This window comes from Paraburkholderia nemoris (assembly GCF_905221015.1).
In the GTDB taxonomy this organism is placed as follows: domain Bacteria; phylum Pseudomonadota; class Gammaproteobacteria; order Burkholderiales; family Burkholderiaceae; genus Paraburkholderia; species Paraburkholderia nemoris.
Map to the genome: position 1 here is coordinate 286,160 of NZ_CAJNBO010000001.1, position 20,327 is coordinate 306,486.

At 59.8% G+C, this 20,327-nt stretch carries 15 protein-coding genes; 10 read left to right on the top strand and 5 right to left on the bottom strand.

What is annotated here, in order from left to right:
- Positions 1-2 precede the first annotated feature (2 nt).
- Positions 3-644 (bottom strand): glutathione S-transferase family protein, encoded by a 642-nt coding sequence (locus tag KHO33_RS01290; RefSeq protein WP_200561952.1) that lies wholly within the window; start codon positions 642-644, stop codon positions 3-5.
- Between the two features lie 128 nt (positions 645-772).
- Between KHO33_RS01290 and KHO33_RS01295 the strand changes: the two genes are divergently transcribed.
- The 9 genes from KHO33_RS01295 (at position 773) to KHO33_RS01335 (ending at position 9,994) form a co-directional block, all read left to right on the top strand.
- The gene (locus tag KHO33_RS01295) at positions 773-1,687 is read left to right on the top strand and encodes a LysR family transcriptional regulator (RefSeq protein ID WP_200561950.1); all 915 of its coding nucleotides are present in this window, start codon (positions 773-775) and stop codon (positions 1,685-1,687) included.
- A 156-nt stretch (positions 1,688-1,843) separates the two neighbouring features.
- Positions 1,844-2,875, top strand: coding sequence for an aliphatic sulfonate ABC transporter substrate-binding protein (locus KHO33_RS01300; RefSeq protein WP_407946151.1), 1,032 nt, complete (start codon positions 1,844-1,846; stop codon positions 2,873-2,875).
- A 183-nt stretch (positions 2,876-3,058) separates the two neighbouring features.
- Complete coding sequence (locus tag KHO33_RS01305; protein WP_200561948.1) at positions 3,059-3,967, top strand: TauD/TfdA dioxygenase family protein; 909 nt, start codon at positions 3,059-3,061, stop codon at positions 3,965-3,967.
- A gap of 57 nt (positions 3,968-4,024) precedes the next feature.
- Positions 4,025-5,077, top strand: a complete 1,053-nt coding sequence (locus KHO33_RS01310; RefSeq protein ID WP_200561946.1) for an ABC transporter substrate-binding protein — start codon at positions 4,025-4,027, stop codon at positions 5,075-5,077.
- A 70-nt stretch (positions 5,078-5,147) separates the two neighbouring features.
- Positions 5,148-5,978 (top strand): ABC transporter ATP-binding protein, encoded by an 831-nt coding sequence (locus tag KHO33_RS01315; RefSeq protein WP_200561944.1) that lies wholly within the window; start codon positions 5,148-5,150, stop codon positions 5,976-5,978.
- Positions 5,975-6,853 carry an ABC transporter permease gene (locus KHO33_RS01320; RefSeq protein WP_200561942.1) on the top strand — a complete coding sequence of 293 codons (879 nt, stop codon included), beginning with the start codon at positions 5,975-5,977 and terminating at the stop codon, positions 6,851-6,853. The genes KHO33_RS01315 and KHO33_RS01320 overlap by 4 nt, the downstream gene beginning before the upstream one ends.
- A 135-nt stretch (positions 6,854-6,988) precedes the next feature.
- Positions 6,989-8,395 (top strand): selenium-binding family protein, encoded by a 1,407-nt coding sequence (locus KHO33_RS01325; protein ID WP_200561940.1) that lies wholly within the window; start codon positions 6,989-6,991, stop codon positions 8,393-8,395.
- Positions 8,392-9,075 (top strand): hypothetical protein, encoded by a 684-nt coding sequence (locus KHO33_RS01330; RefSeq protein WP_200561938.1) that lies wholly within the window; start codon positions 8,392-8,394, stop codon positions 9,073-9,075. Before KHO33_RS01325 ends, KHO33_RS01330 begins: the two co-directional genes overlap by 4 nt.
- Positions 9,076-9,283: 208 nt before the next feature.
- Positions 9,284-9,994 (top strand): SDR family NAD(P)-dependent oxidoreductase, encoded by a 711-nt coding sequence (locus KHO33_RS01335; RefSeq protein ID WP_200561936.1) that lies wholly within the window; start codon positions 9,284-9,286, stop codon positions 9,992-9,994.
- Between the two features lie 93 nt (positions 9,995-10,087).
- Here the strand turns inward: KHO33_RS01335 and KHO33_RS01340 are convergent, their stop codons facing one another.
- From KHO33_RS01340 to KHO33_RS01355, 4 genes are all read right to left on the bottom strand, one after another.
- Positions 10,088-11,653 carry a sensor domain-containing diguanylate cyclase gene (locus KHO33_RS01340; RefSeq protein ID WP_236074650.1) on the bottom strand — a complete coding sequence of 522 codons (1,566 nt, stop codon included), beginning with the start codon at positions 11,651-11,653 and terminating at the stop codon, positions 10,088-10,090.
- 149 nt (positions 11,654-11,802) lie between these two features.
- On the bottom strand, positions 11,803-14,019 hold the full coding sequence (locus KHO33_RS01345) for a TonB-dependent siderophore receptor (protein WP_200561932.1): 2,217 nt from the start codon (positions 14,017-14,019) through the stop codon (positions 11,803-11,805).
- Positions 14,020-14,216: 197 nt separating this feature from the next.
- Complete coding sequence (locus KHO33_RS01350; RefSeq protein WP_268963232.1) at positions 14,217-16,409, bottom strand: sensor histidine kinase; 2,193 nt, start codon at positions 16,407-16,409, stop codon at positions 14,217-14,219.
- 130 nt (positions 16,410-16,539) lie between these two features.
- Positions 16,540-17,349, bottom strand: a complete 810-nt coding sequence (locus tag KHO33_RS01355) for a response regulator transcription factor (protein ID WP_200561928.1) — start codon at positions 17,347-17,349, stop codon at positions 16,540-16,542.
- A gap of 443 nt (positions 17,350-17,792) precedes the next feature.
- Between KHO33_RS01355 and KHO33_RS01360 the strand changes: the two genes are divergently transcribed.
- Positions 17,793-19,760, top strand: a complete 1,968-nt coding sequence (locus KHO33_RS01360) for a YadA family autotransporter adhesin (protein ID WP_200561926.1) — start codon at positions 17,793-17,795, stop codon at positions 19,758-19,760.
- The last annotated feature ends 567 nt before the right edge of the window (positions 19,761-20,327 follow it).

Here is a 20,327-nt window from a genome sequence, read left to right on the forward strand (position 1 = left end):
GGTTAGGCGGCGAGCAGTCCAGCCTTCGTCGCAGGCATCGCGATGAAGCGTGGCAGCGCTTCGACACGGCGGAGCCACGCCCGGATATTCGGGTACGGCTCGAGCGAGACGCCGCCTTCCGGCGCATGGGCGATGTACGTATGGGCGGCGATGTCGGCGATGCTCACGTGGTCTCCCGCAGCGAAATTCTTGCCGGCAAGCTCCGCGTCGAGCACGTCGAACAGCTTGAGTGCGATCTTCTGCGCAGTGTCGAGATTGAGCGGCGCACCGAATACGGTGACCAGCCGGGCCGCGCACGGTCCGTAAGCGATTTGTCCGGCCGCGAGCGAGAGCCAGCGTTGCACGGTGGCGGCGCCGAGCGCGTCTTCCGGCACCCATGACGGATCGCCATAGCGTTTTGCCAGGTAGACGAGGATGGCGTTGGAATCGAACAGCACCGTCTCGCCGTCTTCGATCGTCGGCACCTGGCCGAACGGATTTAGCTTCAGGTATTCCGGACGACGATTGTCGCCGGCAGCCATGTTCAGCTCGATCACTTCAAAAGGCAGATCGAGTAACGTCAGGAACAACTTGACGCGGTGTCCGTGCCCGGAGAGGAGCGTGGTGTGCAGGCGGATCGGCTGGGCGGGTTTGGCGGCAGACATTAAAAGCTCCTGGGGCGGGGAAAGTCGATAACCGTCGACTGGAATGCAGTAAGCGTACTGGCTCGCGGCGCCGCGCAGAAGCCTGCTAAGCTAGAAAACATAATCAATCAAAGATGGACAATCGGCGAATGGCAGATCTAAAAGATGTCAATCTGAACCGCCTTGCGATTTTCGTTGCCGTGGTGGAAGCGGGTTCGTTTACCGCCGCCGCGGCGCGTCTCGGCCTGACGAAAACCATGGTCAGCACGCATCTGCAGCGGCTCGAGCGCGAAATCGGCGCGGGTCTGCTGGTCCGAACGACGCGGCGGCTCAGCGTGACCGAAAGCGGGCGTGCCTTCTACGAGGCAAGTTGCAAGATCTTGCAGGCGGCGGAGGAAGCGCTATCGGCTGTGTCCGGAGAATCGGCGCCATTGCGCGGCACGTTGCGCGTGAATGCGCCGATCGACTATGGGGCGTTGGTGGTGACGCCCGCGCTGGTGGAGATGCGCCGTATGTATCCGGAACTCGACATCGAACTGGTCTGCAACGACCACTATGTCGATCTGATCGCGGAAGGCATCGACGTGGCCATCCGTCTGGGGCAACTGGCCGACTCGGGCTACCGCGCCGTGAAGCTCGGTGGTTTCGTCAAATGGATCGTCGCGAGTCCGGAATTCATCGATACGTGGGGTAAGCCGAAGACGCCGGCTGCGCTCGCGCCCATGCCTCATGTCGCGCTGTCTGTCTTGCAGCATCCGCTGACGCTTGAGTTGCAGCGGGCGAAAGGCGCAAAACAAAGCGTGCGCTGCGAGAATGTTCTGCTGGTGAATACGGCCGATTCAGCCCGTGCGGCGACGCTCGCGGGCGGTGGCTTCGGATTGCTGACGGATTTTTCGATCGCTGACGACGTGGCGGCGGGCCGGCTGGTCCGCCTGCTGCCGGATTGGGCCGGCAAGCCCAAGGGCATCTACGCGGTGTTTCCGCCTACCCGTTATCCGACGGCAAAGGTACGCGCGTTGATCGACGTGATCAGGAGAAGGCTTGAGGCGCAGGTGGACGATTGACGCCTGGCAGGGCATGGACATGCGCAGAGTCTCAACGCCGTTTTCAGTCGTTATGCCTTAGCCTGCTAAGCATAGTTAAAACGCTCGCTTATCCATGCGATTCGGCGTTGTTACGATCGCGGTTTGATCGTATTGACCAGACCGGAATTTCGAGCCGTGACCTTTTCTATTTTTCGTTTGCTCGTGCGCGCGGCGTTGACTTCGCTGCTCGTCGTGAGTGCCGCTCACGCGCAGACCGCCACCAATTCTTCGGCCCCGGTGAAACTGCGGATCGGCTATCAGAAGTCTTCAACGCTCATCACAATCCTGAAAGCGCGCGGCTCGCTTGAGCAGGCGCTGGCGCCATTGGGCGTAAGCATTACCTGGAACGAGTTTGCCAGCGGCTTGCCGCTGACCGAAGCGCTCAACGCCGACGCGGTCGACTTTAGCGCCGATGTCGCCGATACAGTCCCGGTGTTCGCCCAGGCCGCTCATGCACGTTTCGTGTATGTCGCGCAGGAAGCGCCGTCGCCTGGCGCACAGGCCATCATCGTGAAGCGCGACGGGCCGCTGCATACGCTTGCCGACCTGAAAGGCCAGCGCATCGCAGTGACCAAGGCGGCAGGCAGCCACTATCTGTTGCTCGCCGCGCTCGCCAAAGCGGGCCTTGCACCTGCTGACGTACGCATCAGCTATCTGACGCCCGCCGATGGACGTGCCGCGTTCGAGCGCGGCAGCGTGGATGCCTGGATCACCTGGGATCCGTATGTCGCGTCGGTGGACAAAGCGCCGGACGTGCGCATCCTCGCCAACGGTGAAGGCCTCGCCTCGTATCAACGGTACTACCTCGCGTCCAGCAGCTTCGCCGCGGCTCACCCGGATGTGATCAGCATCGTGGTTGCACAGTTGACGTCGGCGGGGGGATGGGTCCGCAGCCATCCTGACGATGCGGCAAAGCTGCTCGCGCCGATCTGGGGCCTGGACGCAGCGACGATCGAGCGTGCGAATGGACGCCGCAGCTATGCCGTACGCGCTGTAGACGCGCAGAATTTCGGTGAGCAGCAAAAGATCGCCGATACCTTCTATCGAGCGGGGCTTCTGCCGGCGCCAGTCGATACGGCCACGGCGCCGCGCTGGAACTTCAGCACGAAGCGAGCCGAAACCGCGGCCGCTTCGACCACCACTCCGACCACAGCTTCTGGTGGATAAGCCCTGCAGCGAACAGGGGTTTGGGGCCGAACGCGGCCCGCAGCGCGTTAAAGCATCGGGTTTATCACTCCAGCAGATAACCGTATGGGATTTGCTTCGTTGTCGTCGCGCGTATGCACCGGTAAATTCGTCTGACTTCGCCTTTGCCGGCGTCCTTCGAACAGATTCGACGAAGAGCTTCCTGTGACGACTGCTATTACACCCACCGCCGCCAGCGCCGCTGGCCATGCCAATCAAGCCCGGCACATCGAAATTCGCGCGTTCGACGGCCCCGTCGGCGCTGAAGTTCTGGGTCTCGATCTCAGCGAGCCGCTGGGCCAGGAGGATTTCGCACGCATTCACCGCGCGCATCTGGATCATCACGTGCTGGTGTTTCGCGATCAACGCATTACGCCGGATCAGCAGATCGCTTTCAGCCGACGCTTCGGCCCGCTGCAGATTCACGTGCTGCATCAATTCCAGTTGCCGGGTTATCCGGAGGTGCTGGTCGTCTCGAACATCGTCGAGAACGGCCAGCCGATCGGTCTCGGCGACGCCGGTCATTACTGGCATTCCGATCTGTCGTACAAGGAGAAGCCGAGCCTCGGTTCGCTGCTGCATGCGCAGGAGCTGCCTTCGGAAGGCGGCGACACGCTGTTCGCCAACATGCACCTCGCGTGGGACACGTTGCCGGAGCACGTGCGCAGCGCAGTGGAAGGACGTTCGGCCGAGCACACGTATCTGGCGAAATACGCGGAATTGCAGAAGCGCAGCCCGTGGCGGCCGAATCTGTCGGCGGAGCAGATCGCACAGGTGAAACCGGTGGTGCAGCCGATCGTGCGCACGCATCCTGAGACCGGGCGGCGCGCGCTCTTCGTCAGCGAGCATTTCACGACCCGTGTGATCGGCTTGCCGGAAGACGAGAGCAAGGCGTTACTCGAAGAAATTTTCGCGCACAGTGTGCGCCCCAAGCATCTGTACCGGCATCAATGGTCCGAACACGACATGGTGTTCTGGGACAACCGCTCGCTGATGCATCTGGCGGCCGGCACGCCGGATCATCTGCGCCGCAAACTGTATCGCACGACGATTGAAGGCGACGTGCCGTTCTGACGGCAACGCCGCCCGCCATAACCATACCCACACGCTTACATGCAGACCGGAGTTCCGATGCTTGCCAGGTTTCGCCCGACCGATCTTCGGTCGTCTCTTTCCCGACGTTTGACCGCAACGCTGCTGACTTTATCGATGGGTGTCGCCAGTTTCGGCGCAGCCGTACCCGCGTACGCCGAAGGGCAGATCCGCATCGCCGAACAGTTCGGCATCGTCTATCTGCTGCTGAACGTGGCGCGCGACCAGCAATTTGTCGAGAAAGAAGGGCGCAAGCAGGGCCTCGATATCAAGGTTGACTGGGTGAAGCTCTCGGGCGGCTCCGCGGTCAACGACGCGCTGCTCTCCGGCGCGGTGGATGTCGCCGGTGCCGGCGTTGGCCCGTTGCTGACGATCTGGGACCGCACACATGGCAAGCAGAACGTGAAGGGCGTGGCGTCGCTCGGTAATCTGCCGTACTACCTCGTCAGCAACAATCCCAATGTGAAGACGATCGCCGACTTCACGGAGAAGGACCGCATCGCGCTGCCGGCGGTCAATGTGTCGGTGCAATCGCGCGTGCTGCAGTACGCGGCGGCGAAACGCTGGGGCGACAAGGATTACAACCGCCTCGACAAGTTCACGCAGGCGCTGCCGCATCCGGACGCGGCAGCGGCGATCATCGCGGGCGGAACAGAAATCACCGGACACTTCGGCAATCCGCCGTTTCAGGAGCAGGAACTCGCCGGCAATCCGAAGGCGCACATCGTGCTGAATTCGTACGACGTGCTGGGTGGTCCGAGCTCGGCAACCGTGCTGTACGCAACAGAAAAATTCCGCGACAACAATCCGAAGACCTATCGCGCATTCGTGGATGCGCTGGCGGATGCCGCACGCTTTATCTCGGCGAATCCCGACGCAGCAGCCGATATCTACATCCGGACGAACCAGTCGAAAATCGACCGCAATCTGCTGCTGAAGGTCATCAAGGACCCACAGGTGCAGTTCAAGGTCGCACCGCAGAACACGTTCGGACTTGCGCAGTTTATGTATCGCGTCGGCGTCATCAAAAACGAGCCCAAGTCATGGAAGGATTATTTCTTCGACGATCCGGCAACGGCGGCGGGAAGTTGAACGTGATTTTCTTCTCGAGTTTCGCCGGCGATTCATCGGCGCGTGTGGCCGGCTTACAGGGAGCGATCTGATGGTGGCCAATCCTACCTTGCTGTTTCCGAACGATGCTGAGCAAGCCGCTCCGGCGACTAGCGAAAGACTGCTCGCGGTCGAACACGTCAACCTCGAATACCGCACGCGTGAGCGGATCGTTCGCGCGACCCACGATGTGAGTTTCGATGTTTACGGCGGCGACCGCTTCGTTCTGCTCGGCCCCTCGGGTTGCGGCAAGTCGACGCTGCTCAAAGCCGTGGCCGGTTTCATTCAGCCGACGTCGGGCAGCATCTCGCTCGAAGGCGTTGCCGTGCGCGGCCCAGGCGCCGATCGTATTGTCGTGTTTCAGGAATTCGACCAGTTGCCGCCGTGGAAAACGGTTCTGCAGAACGTGGCTTTCCCGCTGCGGGTGGCGAAGAAGCTGTCACGTGCCGAAGCCAAAGAACGCGCACTGCATTATCTCGACAAGGTGGGGCTGGCTTCGTTTGCCAATGCCTATCCGCATACATTGTCGGGCGGGATGAAGCAGCGCGTCGCGATTGCCCGCGCGCTGGCGATGCAACCGCGTGTGCTGCTGATGGACGAACCGTTTGCAGCACTCGACGCGCTGACCCGCCGCAAGATGCAGGAGGAACTGCTGCGCCTGTGGGAAGAGGTGAACTTCACGCTGCTGTTCGTCACGCATTCAATCGAAGAGGCGTTGGTGGTCGGCAACCGGATTCTGTTGCTGTCGCCACATCCCGGCCGCGTGCGCGCCGAGCTGAACAGTCACCAGTATTCGCAGGATAGTTTCGGGCGCAGCGACTTTCAGCACAGTGTTGCGCGTATTCATCACCTGTTGTTCGAACAAACGGAGGCCGTTCAATGAGTACGCCCACCGTCCTGCTGCCGCCGGTTCGAGAAGAGTACGAGCGCTCGCTCGAACCGCTCGGTGAACTTGTTCTCGAAGCACCGCTGCCGCTCGGCAAGCGCCTCTTTGCGCAAGGCTGGTTGCGCAAGACGCTGATTGCGCTCGTGTTGATCGGGATATGGGAACTCGCCGCGCGTGCGGTCGACAACGATCTGCTGCTGCCGACTTTCGGCGCGACGTTCAGCGCCTTCGTGCAAGGTGTCTGGTCGGGCGAATTGCTGCAGAAAACGGCGGTGTCGATGTCCGTGCTGCTGCGCGGCTATCTGCTTGGCGCCGCACTCGCCTTTGGTCTGACCTCACTTGCGGTATCGACGCGCATAGGCCGCGATTTACTCTCGATGCTGACCGCGATGTTCAACCCGTTGCCTTCCATCGCGCTGTTGCCGCTCGCTTTGCTGTGGTTCGGCCTCGGCACCGGCAGCCTGCTGTTCGTGCTGGTGCATGCAGTGTTGTGGCCGCTCGCGCTCAACACGTACTCCGGTTTTCAATCGGTGCCGGCGACGCTGCGTATGACGGGGCGTAACTACGGCCTCACCGGCATACGCCATGTGCTGCTGATCCTGGTGCCGGCCGCATTGCCGTCGATTCTTGCCGGCTTGCGCGTGGGCTGGGCCTTTGCGTGGCGCACGCTGATCGCCGCCGAACTCGTATTCGGTGCGAGTTCCGGCAGCGGTGGGCTTGGGTGGTATATCTTTCAGAATCGCAACGAGTTGTATACGGATCGCGTTTTCGCCGGGCTGGCTGCGGTTATCGTGATTGGCCTGCTGATCGAGCATCTGGTGTTCGATACGCTCGAACGCGTGACCGTTCGGCGCTGGGGCGTGCAGCACTGACGGTCCGACGGCGCGACAATGAAGGTGTAGCGGCGCGCTTAAGTATGACGAAATGCGAAGCGCGCTGAAGTTGGCGAAACAACCGGTCGCTCTCGCCGCGATCGGCCCCGAACCAGATCGACAGGAGACCCCGTCATGGGAATGCGCCCAGATCCTACGTTCCACGCATCGCCGAAACTCGCCATGGATGCGCCAGCGGAAGACTTCGCTTATACGCTGCTGCTCAGCCCCGACTTCTCACAGCCCGATGCGCTCGCCGTTATCGACGTGAAGCCCGGATCGCCCACCTACAGCCAGGTGGTTCACACGGTGCCGGTGCCGAACAAAGGGGACGAATTTCACCACTTTGGATGGAATGCCTGCTCGTCGTCACTGTCGCCGCTGACCGGCCACGCCTTTCTCGAACGGCGCTATCTGATCATTCCGGGGATGCGCTCCTCGCGCATCTACATCGTGGACACCAAGCCCCATCCGACTCAGGCGAAAATCCACAAGATCATCGAACCCGAGGAAATCTTCCGCAAGACGGGCTACTCGCGTCCCCATACGGTTCATTGCGGACCTGAAGGCATCTACGTCAGCACGCTCGGCGGCGCGGGGAAGGATGGCACAGACGGGCCGCCGGGGATCTTTATCATGGACTGCGAGACTTTCGAGGTCCTTGGCCGCTGGGAAATCGACCGTGGGCCACAGGAGAAACACTACGATTTCTGGTGGAACCTCCCGCGCGACTACATGGTGTCAAGCGAGTGGGCGTTGCCGCCGCAATTCGAGAACGGCATCGTCCCCGAAGATCTTCTCTCGAACAAGTACGGGCACCGCATCCACTTCTGGGATTTGCGAGCGCGGCGCAATGTGCAGACGATCGACCTCGGCGCCAACCATCAGATGGCGCTCGAAGTGCGGCCCGCGCACGATCCCAGCCGCGAATACGGTTTCATCGGCGTGGTGGTGGATACGACGAACCTTGAAGGATCGATCTGGACCTGGTGGCGCGAAGATGGAAAGTTTCACATCGAGAAGACCGCGACGATTCCGCCGGAGCCAGCAGATCCGGAATTGCTTCCACCGTTGCTGCAGGGATTCGGCGCGGTGCCGCCGCTCGTTACCGATATCGATCTCTCCATCGACGACAAATTCCTCTACGTTGCCTGTTGGGGAACCGGCGAAATGCGCCAGTACGACGTGACGGAACCCCGCAAGCCGAAGCTCACGGGATCGGTGCACATCGGCGGGATCGTACGGCGCACGCCTCACCCGAACGGTCAGACCTTCGCGGGTGGTCCGCAGATGGTCGAGATCAGTCGTGACGGGAAGCGCGTCTACTGGACCAACTCGCTCTACTCGACGTGGGACGACCAGTTCTACCCGGCCGGTGTGCCGGCGGCACAGGTCATGGCGCGGGCTGAACCGGCTGGTGGCCTTGCACTCGCCGACGACTACTGGGTCGACTTTCCCGACGGATACCGGGCTCACCAGATCCGGCTCGAAGGCGGGGACTGCTCGACGGATTCGTTCTGCTACCCGTCGGTGGGGACTTGATTGGGAATGGCTGGCCGCAGACCGGCCTCTGGTTAGCCGTCGCGGCGAGCGGTCTCTATCACGGGCTTAACCCGGCGATGGGATGGCCGCTCGCTGTTTCGAGCGGGCTGATGGACAAACGTGCACGGGCGCTGTTCTCCGCACTCCTGTATCTCGCGGCGGGGCACGTGCTGGCCATGTTCGTGGTGATCGTGCCTTTCGCCATGCTTGCGATGCTGCTCACCTGGCAGCGCGAGATCCAGATCGGCGCGAGTGTACTGGTGATCGGCTTCGGTGTCTGCCTTCTGATCTGGCGGCGTCATCCGCGTGTACTTGCGCGTATCCCGCCGTCGCGGCTTGCGCTCTGGTCCTTCGCCGTTGCCATCGCGCATGGCGCTGGACTGATGCTGGTGCCGATCTACCTCGGCCTGTGCCGGTCCTACGACATGGATCGAGGGCATCAAGCGGCGCGCACCCTGATCGACGCCAATCTGGGCATGGCTTTGCTTGTCTCAGGTGTCCATGCTACCGCCATGATTGCGGTTGGCGGGCTGCTAGCCTGGTTGGTTTACCGCTACCTCGGGCTCAAGTTCGTGTCACGGAGCTGGTTCAACCTGGACGCAGTCTGGGCATCAAGCCTCATTCTGGTGGGTGCGCTTTCGTTGGTGTTCAATGCCGCGTTGCCTGGCGGCGAGGGCTGATAGGGGCGAAGGGGCTCGCATCGACCTTCGGCAGGTCACCCGATTCGTTCGCACAGGACGTCACCCTCGATCTCATTTGTTCCGCTCACGCAAAATAGTTTGTCCATAGCGGGTGTTTGCTCAGCGCGTGAATACACCTAGATTAGGCACCTATCGGAGCCACCGGCCCGGTGGGCAATAGAGCCCAATCTAATATTCGAGGTATTCCATGAGCACGTCGCAAAAGGTCGTAGTTGTTACTGGGGCATCGCAAGGCATCGGTGCCGAGACCGTCAAAGCATTCCGCAAGCTTGATTACCGCATCGTCGCAACGGCGCGCAGTATCGAGCCGTCCGAAGATCCTAACATCGTGACGGTAGCGGGTGACATCGCTGATCCGGCGACGGCGCGTCGCGTGATTGCCGAGGGCGTGGCGCGTTTCGGCCGCATCGACACGCTGGTCAACAACGCCGGTATCTTCATCGCCAAGCCCTTTACCAGCTATACGTCTGAAGACTACGCTGCGATGACAGGCGTGAATCTGAACGGTTTCTTCTACATCACGCAGTTGGCGATCGCCGAGATGGAGAAGAACAACAGCGGCCACGTGGTCAGCATCACGACGACCCTGGCCGAGCACGCCGTCGACGGTGTGCCGTCGGTGCTGGCTTCGCTGACGAAGGGCGGTCTGAACGCAGCCACTAAGTCACTCGCAATCGAATATGCGAAGCGCGGCATCCGTGCGAACGCGGTTTCGCCCGGCATCATCAAGTCGCCGATGCACGCCGCTGAAACGCACGGGGCGCTCGGCGCACTCCACCCGATGGGCCATATGGGCGAGATGAGCGACATCGTCAACGCGATCCTGTATCTGGACTCGGCGCCGTTCGTGACGGGCGAAATTCTGCACGTCGACGGCGGTCAGAGCGCCGGGCACTAAAGCAATACGAGGGCGCCAGGGAATGGATGCTCCATCTCGGTACGGATGCGGGTTTTCAGGCGTTCGATCTGATCGAATATCACGTCGAGACGATCACTCATGGCCAGTTTTCTGCGCTTGCCCGGTCCCATCGTAACGTGCCACCCTGGCGGCAAGTACCCGATTTCGCCCTGTGCTCTTTGCCTCATATAGAGCCTTGTCGGCCGCCAGTATCAGTTCCGTAGGCTCGCTCGCGCCTCGAATCGGGATCTGGGCGTCAACACCTGCGCTTATCGTGACAAAGCCAGTCGGGTTGCCCGAATGTTCAATTTCCAGACCACGAATAGCGCTCCGGATAGTGTCCGCGATTTCCACGGCGTGAAATACATCCGTATTCGGAAGAAGCACCGCAATTTCTTCTCCACCATAGCGGGCGGCAAGGTCTCCCGGACGCCGGGCCGTCAGGTCCCTGATGAGATGGCTGATCGTTCGCAGGCAGTTATCGCCCGCTGCATGCCCATAAATGTCGTTGTATTGCTTGAAACAATCGACATCGACCATGATCAGTGCAAGAGCGCTCGCGTGACGCGTGGCACGACTGAATTCGTTTTGCAATGCAACATCGAATTGACGGCGATTTGCGAGCCCCGTCAGGCCGTCCTGCATCGCAAGTCGTTCAAGGGTCCGATTGAGCGCTTCAAGTGAGGCGTGGGTCTTTGTCAGTTCCGCTTCGGCTGTCGTGCGCAATTCGATTTGCCGGATCAGATGCCAGCCGAACAAGCCCACAACAATTACAAGGCAAAGCACGCCAGAGGAATGCCAGATAGTGTCGCGCCACCACTCATGCAAGATCTCATCCTTGGACAATGCAGCTGCTACAAAGACCGGATAGTCCGGGAGGCGACGATAGTTGTTCAGCCGCGTGACACCATCCTGCGCCGACTTGATGAAAGCCGTTCCGGCCGGACCTCGCGTCGTGTAATAGTGGTACAGCTCGGTTCCCCGCATGTCTTTGCCGATCACTTTTACATCGAACGGTCGACGAATCAGCATCACCCCGCTATTCAGGACGAGGGCAACGGCGCCCGCGTTGCCAATCTGAAGGTTGTTGTAGAAGGCCTCAAAGAAACCAATATCGACAGTTGCCAACACAACGCCGCCGAAACTGCCATCCGGTTTATTGATTCTCCTTGAAACGGGAATAACCCATTTTCCACTCGATCTGCTTATTACCGGGACACCGATGTGCGGACCCGGATCAGCGTTGTGTCGATGAAAAATGAAATATTCGCGATCCGAGTTATTGAATCGATTGAGTGGCGTCGGCGTGGAATTGACGATCCAGATTCCGCTTTCGTCATAGACAAAAAGACCGGCAAGCTGAGGAAGCTCCTGTTGGTGCATCACCAGAACGTCGTGCAATCGTTGAAGAGCCGCCGGGCCGGTCCCATCGTGCTGCACGCGCTCAACGATGCCCAGCAACGCCGTGTCTGCTTCCTTAAACGTGTCGTCGGCCTGCCGAGCCATTGCCTGTGAGAGATTCGACGTGGCGACATCCATTTCAGCCAGCTGGACTGACCGGGCGCTCCAACTCCGCCAGCCATCGAGCACGACAAGAGACAGGCAGACGATCGCGACGAAAGCGATCGCCCGCCAGATAATGGACGGTCGATTCAGAATCAAACTAGTCTCCGAGGGCAGCTTGCACGCAGCTTTCGGCGGGGCATTTTCTGCAGGAAATACCACGATCATTGCGGGAGCATGCCGAGTATATCGGCACGCAGGCGCATTCCTTTATCCGGAGCCGCCCCAAAATCGGGAATGCTCTATCACCAGGTGTATTTCGCGTTGGCTAGCACGGTTCGCTCGTTGCCGAATGCGCAGACCGAGTACGATTGGCAGCCGCTGATGTAGTGACGGTCGAACAGGTTTGCCGCGTTCAGTGTGAAACGCCAGTTGCGCATCTGATAGTGGAGTGCCGCGTCGTACAGCGTATAGCTTGCGACCGTCAGCGAGTTGTCCGGCGCACCCGCGGACGCGCTCTGGTAGCGGATCCCACCGCCGATCCCGAAGCCGGCGAGCGCTCCTGTATGCCATGTCCAGTCGGTCCACAGCGACGCCATCTGGCGAGGGCGAGGAATGTCGACCGGCCAGTTGTTCAGCGAGGCGTCGTTTGCCTTCACGTTCTTCACGTCCTGATAGATGTACGACGCGATAATGGAGAGTTCGCGCGTCACGTTTCCGACCGCGCTCAGCTCGATACCGCGCGAACGCACCTCTCCGGTCTGCACGGAAGACGTTCCTGTCGGATCGAGGTTCGTCGGTGCCGGTGTCACGACGTTCGTCTGATTGATCTGATAGACGGCTGCGCTCAACATCAGGTTCTTGCGGGCCGGCTGCCAGCGTAGGCCCGCCTCGATCTGCCTGCCGCGCGTCGGCGCGGGCAATCCGCCGCCGAACATGTCCACGCCGATGACCGGATTGAACGATGTTGAATAGCCAATGTATGGCGACAGCCCGTAGTCGCCTTCGTACGTGAGGCCGACGCGACCGGAGAACGCGCTGACATCCTGGTTCGTCTGCGTGTGGGCCTCGTGGTCGTCGAGGCGCGTGTTGACCCAATCCTCGCGGCCGCCGAGCGTCAAGGTCCAGCGGTTCCATTTGACCTGGTCCTGCGCGTACACGCCGAACGTGTTCATCGTGGTGTACTGGTCCTGGCGGCCGAGCGACGTCGGGCCCGAGAAGATCGCGGTCGTGACCGGCGTGTAGACCGGGTTGTAAAGATTCAGCTCCGGCGCCGGCGCGAGCCACACGCTGTCGGTCGTCGTCTGCCGGTTGTACTGAAAGCCGAGCAGCACCCGGTGTTCGAGCGGCCCGGTACCAAAACGTGCCTGCGCGTTGTTGTCGATGTCGAAGCGGCTGTAGTTGGGCTGAAACAGCCCGGCGTAACGCGTGATATCGGTCGTGCTGCCTTCGGCAAGGCCACCGCCAAAAACCGATGCGTCGCTGAGCGACAAGTGCATCCAGCGCAGGTTCTGGCTTAACGTCCAGATGGAATCGAGGTCGTGCGAGAACTGGTAGCCGAGCGACCACTGCTTCTTGCGGTAGTCATTGAACGTCGGTTCTCCCGTGTAGACGTCATGCGACAACTGCCCATTCGGGTTTGGCAATACGGTGCCCTGCGCAGGAAGGAAGTTATGTGAAATATCATTCCAGTCTTGCAGGTAGGTCGCCGTGAGCGTCAGCGAAGTGCCGGAATCCGGTCGCCAGCGAAACGACGGCGCAAGCGCGACGCGCTGGTCCGCATTCGGTCCGGTCACCGCGTTGCCGTCGCGCGCGTCGCCAACGAAGCGATACGCGTACTTACCGTCGGCGTCGAGCCTGTCGCCGATGTCGAACATTATCTGCTTGCGCGCGTAGTTGCCGACCTGCACTTCCACCTCGCGCACGCGCTCGCCGTCGGCCCGCTTGCTTTGCACGTCGACGATCGCGCCCGGATCTCCTGCCCCATACAGAACCGACGTCGGCCCGCGTAGCACAGTGATGCTGTCGATCATGTACGGGTCGACGCGCCAACTCGCGATAGGTGTCGTATTCGGCGCTTGCAATCCGTCGATGAACAAGGTGGGAGTAAAGCCGCGCAGCACCGCATACAGGTCAGTACGGCTGTCGGATCCAAACGATGCGAAGCCTGGCACGTAGCGCAGTGCCTGGTTGAGATCGGTTGCGCCGGTCATCTCGATCTGCTGCGCAGTGACGACGTTGATCGTTTGCGGAACTTCAGTGATCGGTGTGTCGGTCTTCGTGCCGGTCGCGGTGCGTTTGCCGACGAGTCCGACTGACGCCGCGTTTGCCGCGTCTTTCACTTTGATCTCTGACAGCGTGACGTCGGGTTTCACATCGGCCTGTACTGCGACGCTTTTCGCCTGAGTATCGTTCGCTGGTTGTGTCACCTGCGCATGTGCATGGCCGGCTGCCGCTGCGCAAAACATCCCCTTCACTGTGACAGAGATCGCACGCTGCCTCGCGCCCGTTGTCCACACCATCTTCTGCTGCTCCGTTTTCTTGGCAGCCTGCTCGGCCGGCCCGTTTGTCAAAGAGCGACAGCCGTCCCGCCGCCGCCTCGTTTGTCTCCGGTGAGCGTCGCACGCTTCAGTGGCGTGTCTCTCTTCGTTGCATTGCGCACGAGTGTTTCGAGGATATCGGCCGAAAGTTGCACTAGCTTGAGAACAGCCAGGCTAAGTTAGCAGGCGCGTGAGGCGTCGTATGTTTCGTGCGGTGCGAGAGCAAGAACCTCGATGCTTGGGAAATCCAACGCTTCGAGGCAATGCCGCATGTCAGTCAGAAATGCGATGCAGGTGGGGTGAGCGGCGATCATGTTTTCTATCCATCGCTCTATGTCAGTCAGGCGTCCGTCCTTCGCAAGAACGGCCAGTTCCCGGCGATCGCTCTCTGGAGGAACGGCAACGGCGAACCCGTGTTTGCGTTGTGAACGAATAGGAGCAGAGCCGCCGGAAGAATGCTCTACGATGTTCGACGGCAGCGCATCCTCATCTGCCACAGATGGAACGATGAGTTCGAAGGTAAACGAGGTGCCGCGATGCGGCGCACTTGACACGCGCAAGTCGCCGCCCATGGTGTTGACAATGCGCTGCGCAATAATAAGGCCAAGCCCAGTGCTACCGTTCACAGCCTGTATCTGGCGAAAAGCGGTAAAGAGTTTCGACTGCGCTTCGATGTCGATGCCGATGCCGGTATCAGTGACCTCAAAACCCAAGTGCCATTGATCGTCCAGCAGGCGCGCGCTCACCGTCATCGTGACGAAGCCGTCGCGGGTGAACTTGGATGCGTTCGAGAGCAGATTGAGCAGTACCTGTTGCAAGCGGCGGCCGTCGATTGTCAGTCGACGGGGCAACGAGGTCAGTGCCTGATAGTTGAACTGGTTGTTCAACTGCGCGCAGAGTGCGAGCGCGTATTCGGCAATGTCATCGAGAAGTGCGGGCAGGTCGGTTGCGACCGGGGCGATATCCAACGGCTGCAACTCAGTTTTTGCGTACCCGACCAGTTCGTCGATCAGGCCGAGTTGATAGTTCACGCTGCGCTCGATTGCCTGGATAGGTTTCACCTGCTTCGAATCCGCCAGATCCCGCAACTGTCTGGCATAGCCCGTAATTGTAGCAAGCGGCGCACGGAGGTCATGACTCACGTAACCCAAGGTTTCGATCAGTTGCTGGTTTTTCTCCTCGGCGTAAAGCAATGCTTCGTTCAACTCCAATGTGCGCTGCGCAACCTGTTCGCGTAGTCTGTCGTGTTCGGTTCTTTGCCAGTCTGCGAGTTCGGTTCTTGCCGCGATTCGCTGCTTTCCGACGTGGTTTATCCACGCTGCAAGCACAATGAGGTTGGTGGCTAACCCAATAATTGCAACGACGGGGTTCGGGTGAATGTCGGACCTCAGCCAGGCGAGAGCTGTCGGCAAGGACCCGAGCGTTTCGAGCATGCGCAACGCAAAGCTGAACAGCGAGAAGATCATGACGAGCAGCATGATCCGCGCGGTGGGGGTCGACTGACGCGCGAGGTGTGCAGCGATAATCACCGTGAAGACGCCGAACAGCGCATTGACATACACGCCGACTTGCGCGAACACGAACAGATTGCCGAATGCGGCGCCTATTGCCGCAACGCACTCCAGAAACGCAAACCCGAACAGTATGTAGCGTGCTGGCAGGTTCGCCTTTTCGCTGTGAGAGATGCGCAGGATAAAGACGATGAAAAGCAGCACGGCAGTACATCCGAGCACCGTCACACTTCTCGCACTCCACTCGATTGCGAACGGCCACAGATATAGCTTCGTATAGCCGCGATCGGCAGCTTCGAACAGCGCTGTCATGGCACACAGTGCTGTGAGGACGAGAAACGAGACACTGCGGGAAAAATAGGCGATGAGCAGCGCGCACCACGCCAGTGCAAGTGTGCCGCCAATCAATCCGCCGTCCCAGAGCGCCGCGCGTTTCTCCAGCGCGTCGTATGCCGCTGCGGAATACAGCCTCGGTTCAAGCGTGAGTGCCGTATCGCTGGCTGCCCGGATGAGGAAAATGCGCTTCTCACCGGGAGCGAGCGTGAAATGCACCAACGAATAGCGGGATGAAAATGACTCGGATGCGGGTCGGACAGGATCGATGCCCTCACGCTCCCAGTGGCCACTGGACACCGTGTAAAAGTCCACTTTCTGAACGCGCGCGTCCTGGAACACGAGCACGAGCGGGGCGGCTGCTGAACTACGGTTGCCCACCACCACGCGGAGCCACCATGCCGAGCGGGTGAAACCTGGCTTCAGTCGATTCCCCTGCACCGGAAGGAAGCCTGGCGCGGCTCCCGCGGACAGTGTGAGTATGTCGTCCAATCTCATCTTGCCCGAGACGTCTTCGAATACCTCCACCTGGTCCAAGGTGGGAACCCGTTGTGTCTGTTTCCCGGTGGTGTCGAGACCGACGGCAAAAGAGTGAGTGGCCCACCAGCTCAGACATATGAACAGTAAGCGGAACCACCGAGCTGTAGTCATGATGTCGTCACTCTGCCTCGAGGGTGGGTTCCGCGGTATCAACCAGGTCCCGACTGCGATATTCCTCTCGATAGGTTGAGGGGGGCATGCGAAACCGCTCACGAAACGCCGTGGCGAAATTTGCAGCGCTGGAAAAGCCAATTTCTTCGGCGATGCTGGCAATACTCAATGACGTGCTACTCAACAGCTTTTGTGCAATCCGCAGGCGCTCGTCCCGGAGATACTCGAATACTGTCCGGCCCAGGTTGTCCCTGAACGCACGCGACAGTCGTTTTTCATTGGTTCCCACGAGGCGCGCGAGTTGCTCGACCGTTGGCGCATCGTTCAGCCTTTGCGACAAATGTCGAATGGCCGCGCGAACGATGACGCTGTTGCCGGTGAAGTCCGAAGCGGATACCTCATCTTCCGTATCCCGATTGCCGCGTGTCCGGGCAAGGTGAACGCGAATCCGTGCAAGTACCTCGTCCGCCTCGAATGGCTTGAGCACGTAGTCCACGCCACCGATTTCCAGACCGTTGATCCGATCGTGAAGGTCACCGGCCACGGTGAGAAATATGACGGGAATCGCAGAGGTGCGAGGGTCCGCGGCAAGCAGCCGGCAGGCGGCGAATCCATCCATCCGCGGCATCCGGACGTCCATCAGGATCAGGTCGGGTGAAATCGCCAGTGCTCGTTGATACGCCTGTGACCCGTCGAATCCGACGCTGATCCGGCATCCAGCGTTGCGCAGCACATCAATTAGCAATCGAAGCTGGTCCGGCTGGTCGTCTACCACAAGAAGATGGGCATCCGTGAGGGCACTGTTTCGGGGCGACATCGTGTAGGCGAAAGAAGCTGATGGGTAACCGTCTGGTTAACGGCGGCTGATTGCGCAGCTTGAGGCTCGCGCGGATCGGTCGCCAGCATAAAGCCGCGAAGCGTACCAGATTGTTAATTCAATTTAAATCGAGCGGTTTCCGCACGGATATCAAAAGAATTTTCCCTCAGGCAAAGGATTTCGCCCCTCTGGCAAAACGATCGTGGCAGTAACGCTGCCCATAATTCCTCGCGTCCTTACACAAAATTTCTAATTCAAACATTTGTAGCCGTGGATATCAGTGGCTTGACTGTGGCGGTGGACGTGTTGTAGCGACCGCCGCTATCGAACGGCGTGCCGAGAAAAACCAGATGGCATGGGCAAGCTAAAGACTCAGATAGAGCGTGACGGAGACCAGACATGAATCCTTTTATTGGCCATCAGACGAGTGAGAACGGAACGTAATGAACAAGAGCAGATATAAGTTGGGTTGGAATCGCCGATTTGGCGCGTTGGTCGCGGCAGCGGAGACGCAACGCGGCGTGCAGGGCGAAGCGGGGCAAGCGGAAATGGGGCAGGGTGGTAGTCCCCTGAAGTCGAAAGTAGCACTGGCTGCACTCACGGCGCTCACGCTCTCGGCTGGATACGCACATGCAGATAACCTGGCAGTTGGCGGCGAGGTCGGCGGGACGACTGCAACGATAGGGGGGGCTACGGCTCCGTCCGCGAGTACAGGCGGGACCAATCCCGCTGTAGCCGGTGACGCGAGCAACACAAGTCAGAACACCGCGGTCGGGATCAATGTCACCGCCAATGGCGGGGCCGCAACCGCTCTTGGTGATACGGTAACTGCAAGCGGCCAGAATGCCACGGCAGTTGGCGCAAATTCGGTTGCAACCGGCACCAGAGCAGTAGCTTTCGGCGGTGGATCGAGCGCGGCTAATGCTGACTCGACTGCGATTGGCGCTCTGGCACACACTACCGCTCAGTTCTCAACGGCGGTCGGTACCAATAGTTCAGCCGCTGGCGGAACGGCGGTGGGTTTTCAGGCGAATGCCAGTGCGGCTGACGCTACGTCCATCGGTGTGGATTCCGTTGCATCCGGGATTGGTAGCGTTGCAATTGCCCGCGCACAGGCAACTGCCCAGAACGCAATCGCTATTGGTGAGAATGCCTCGGCAGGTGATGTGAATACCGTAGCGTTAGGGACCGGGTCGAACGCATCCACCAACAGCGCCACGGCAATTGGTCCCTTAGCGACGGCAAGCGGCGGCAGCTCGACGGCGCTCGGCAACTCAAGCTTGGCGAGCGGGGGATCGGCTATTGCAATTGGTCAGTCTTCAACCGCATCAGCAATTACTTCTGTCGCGCTTGGATTTAATGCGAAAGCCGCATCGGCCAACGCGATTGCGCTGGGCACGCTCACACAAGCGACGGGCGCAAATTCAATCGCGATCGGTAACGCAGCCGCGGCTTCGACCGCAGAATCGACAGCGCTCGGTTCCGGCGCTGTTACACGTGCGGCAACGAACGTGAGTAGCGTCACGCTGAACGGCGTTACCTTCGGTGGCTTCGCTGGCGCGACGCCGACCGGCGTCGTGAGTATCGGCGCCGTCGGTCAGGAACATCAGTTGCAAAATGTCGCCGCTGGTCAAATCAGCGCCACCAGCACGGACGCGGTGAACGGCTCGCAGCTTTTCTCGATTGCTTCGCAGGTTTCGGCACTCTCGAGCAATCTGACGTCAATCACCACCACGGTCGACAGGATTTCGACATCCGGCTCGAATGGCACGGTTGCAGACCCGACAGGTACGGCAGTGGGTAACAATTCGGTCGTATCCGTTCCCAATGGAACGGCTGTTGGTAACGGCTCGAACGTTTCGGGTCAAGATGGTACGGCCATCGGCACGAACTCGACTGTCACGGCTGCGCGTGCAACCGCCATCGGCACGAATTCCAAAGTCACAGGCACGGATTCGACCGCAATCGGTACCAACAGCCAGGCTACCGCGAATAATTCGGTTGCCTTGGGTGCAAATTCAGTCGCAGACCGGGACAACACGGTTTCGGTTGGTGCGCCGGGCGCTGAGCGTCAGATTACCAACGTTGCAGACGGTACGGCTCCGACTGATGCGGTCAACGTGCGACAGCTGAATGGTGCAATCAACAGCGTTCGCGATGACATGCAGAAATATCGCCGTGACGCGAGCGCGGGTACAGCATCCGCAATCGCCATGGCGAACTTGCCGCAAGCCGTGTTGCCGGGTGAGAAGGTGGTAGCACTCGCGGCCGGCAACTACGGCGGGCAGTCCGCGATGGCCGTGGGTCTTTCGGTCGCGACGCAAAAGTGGATGGTCAAAGGCTCGGTCACCACGGGCGTCTCTGGTCACGGCTCCGTGGGTGCAGGCGCGGGCGTTGGCTATCGCTGGTAAGTAATTTGTCGGTATCCCGCTGCCGTCGACCGTGTGTTGCGGCAGCGGGCGAAGCGTCTGGAGTTAGCAGAGGAAGACCATGGTCATAAAAGTGCGGAGCGGCACGAAAAGAAAATGCTTCGATAGACCGCTCCTACTTCTACGAAAAGCGAATCAGTCGACGCGGGCAGACATTGAAGGGATAGAAGCGTCCGGGAACACAGCATCACGAATGAATTTTTATTTCATTTTCGCTCTCTGACTTTCGCGAGGGTGTGAGAACAATGGCGAGGCTGGAAGAGTCTTCGTATCTGTCTTGCATGAATTTAATTAATAAGAATTGTTTCACAAAACTGACTTAAAAATACCGGAGAAAGTGAAGAAAATCCTTATCTTGCCGTAAGGAAATCCTGACTTGTATTTAATCCGTTTGAGACTGAAAGGATTTTGCAATAAATTGCGTTCCGCGCATCGATGACTTTCGCAGCAAGGCTTGACAGCCCGTTGGTAGCAATTTATGGCCGCGACGCAAACACGATGCCGTGTCGAGCGCGACACAGTCGGAAGGCAAATTCGCAATAGGTTCAT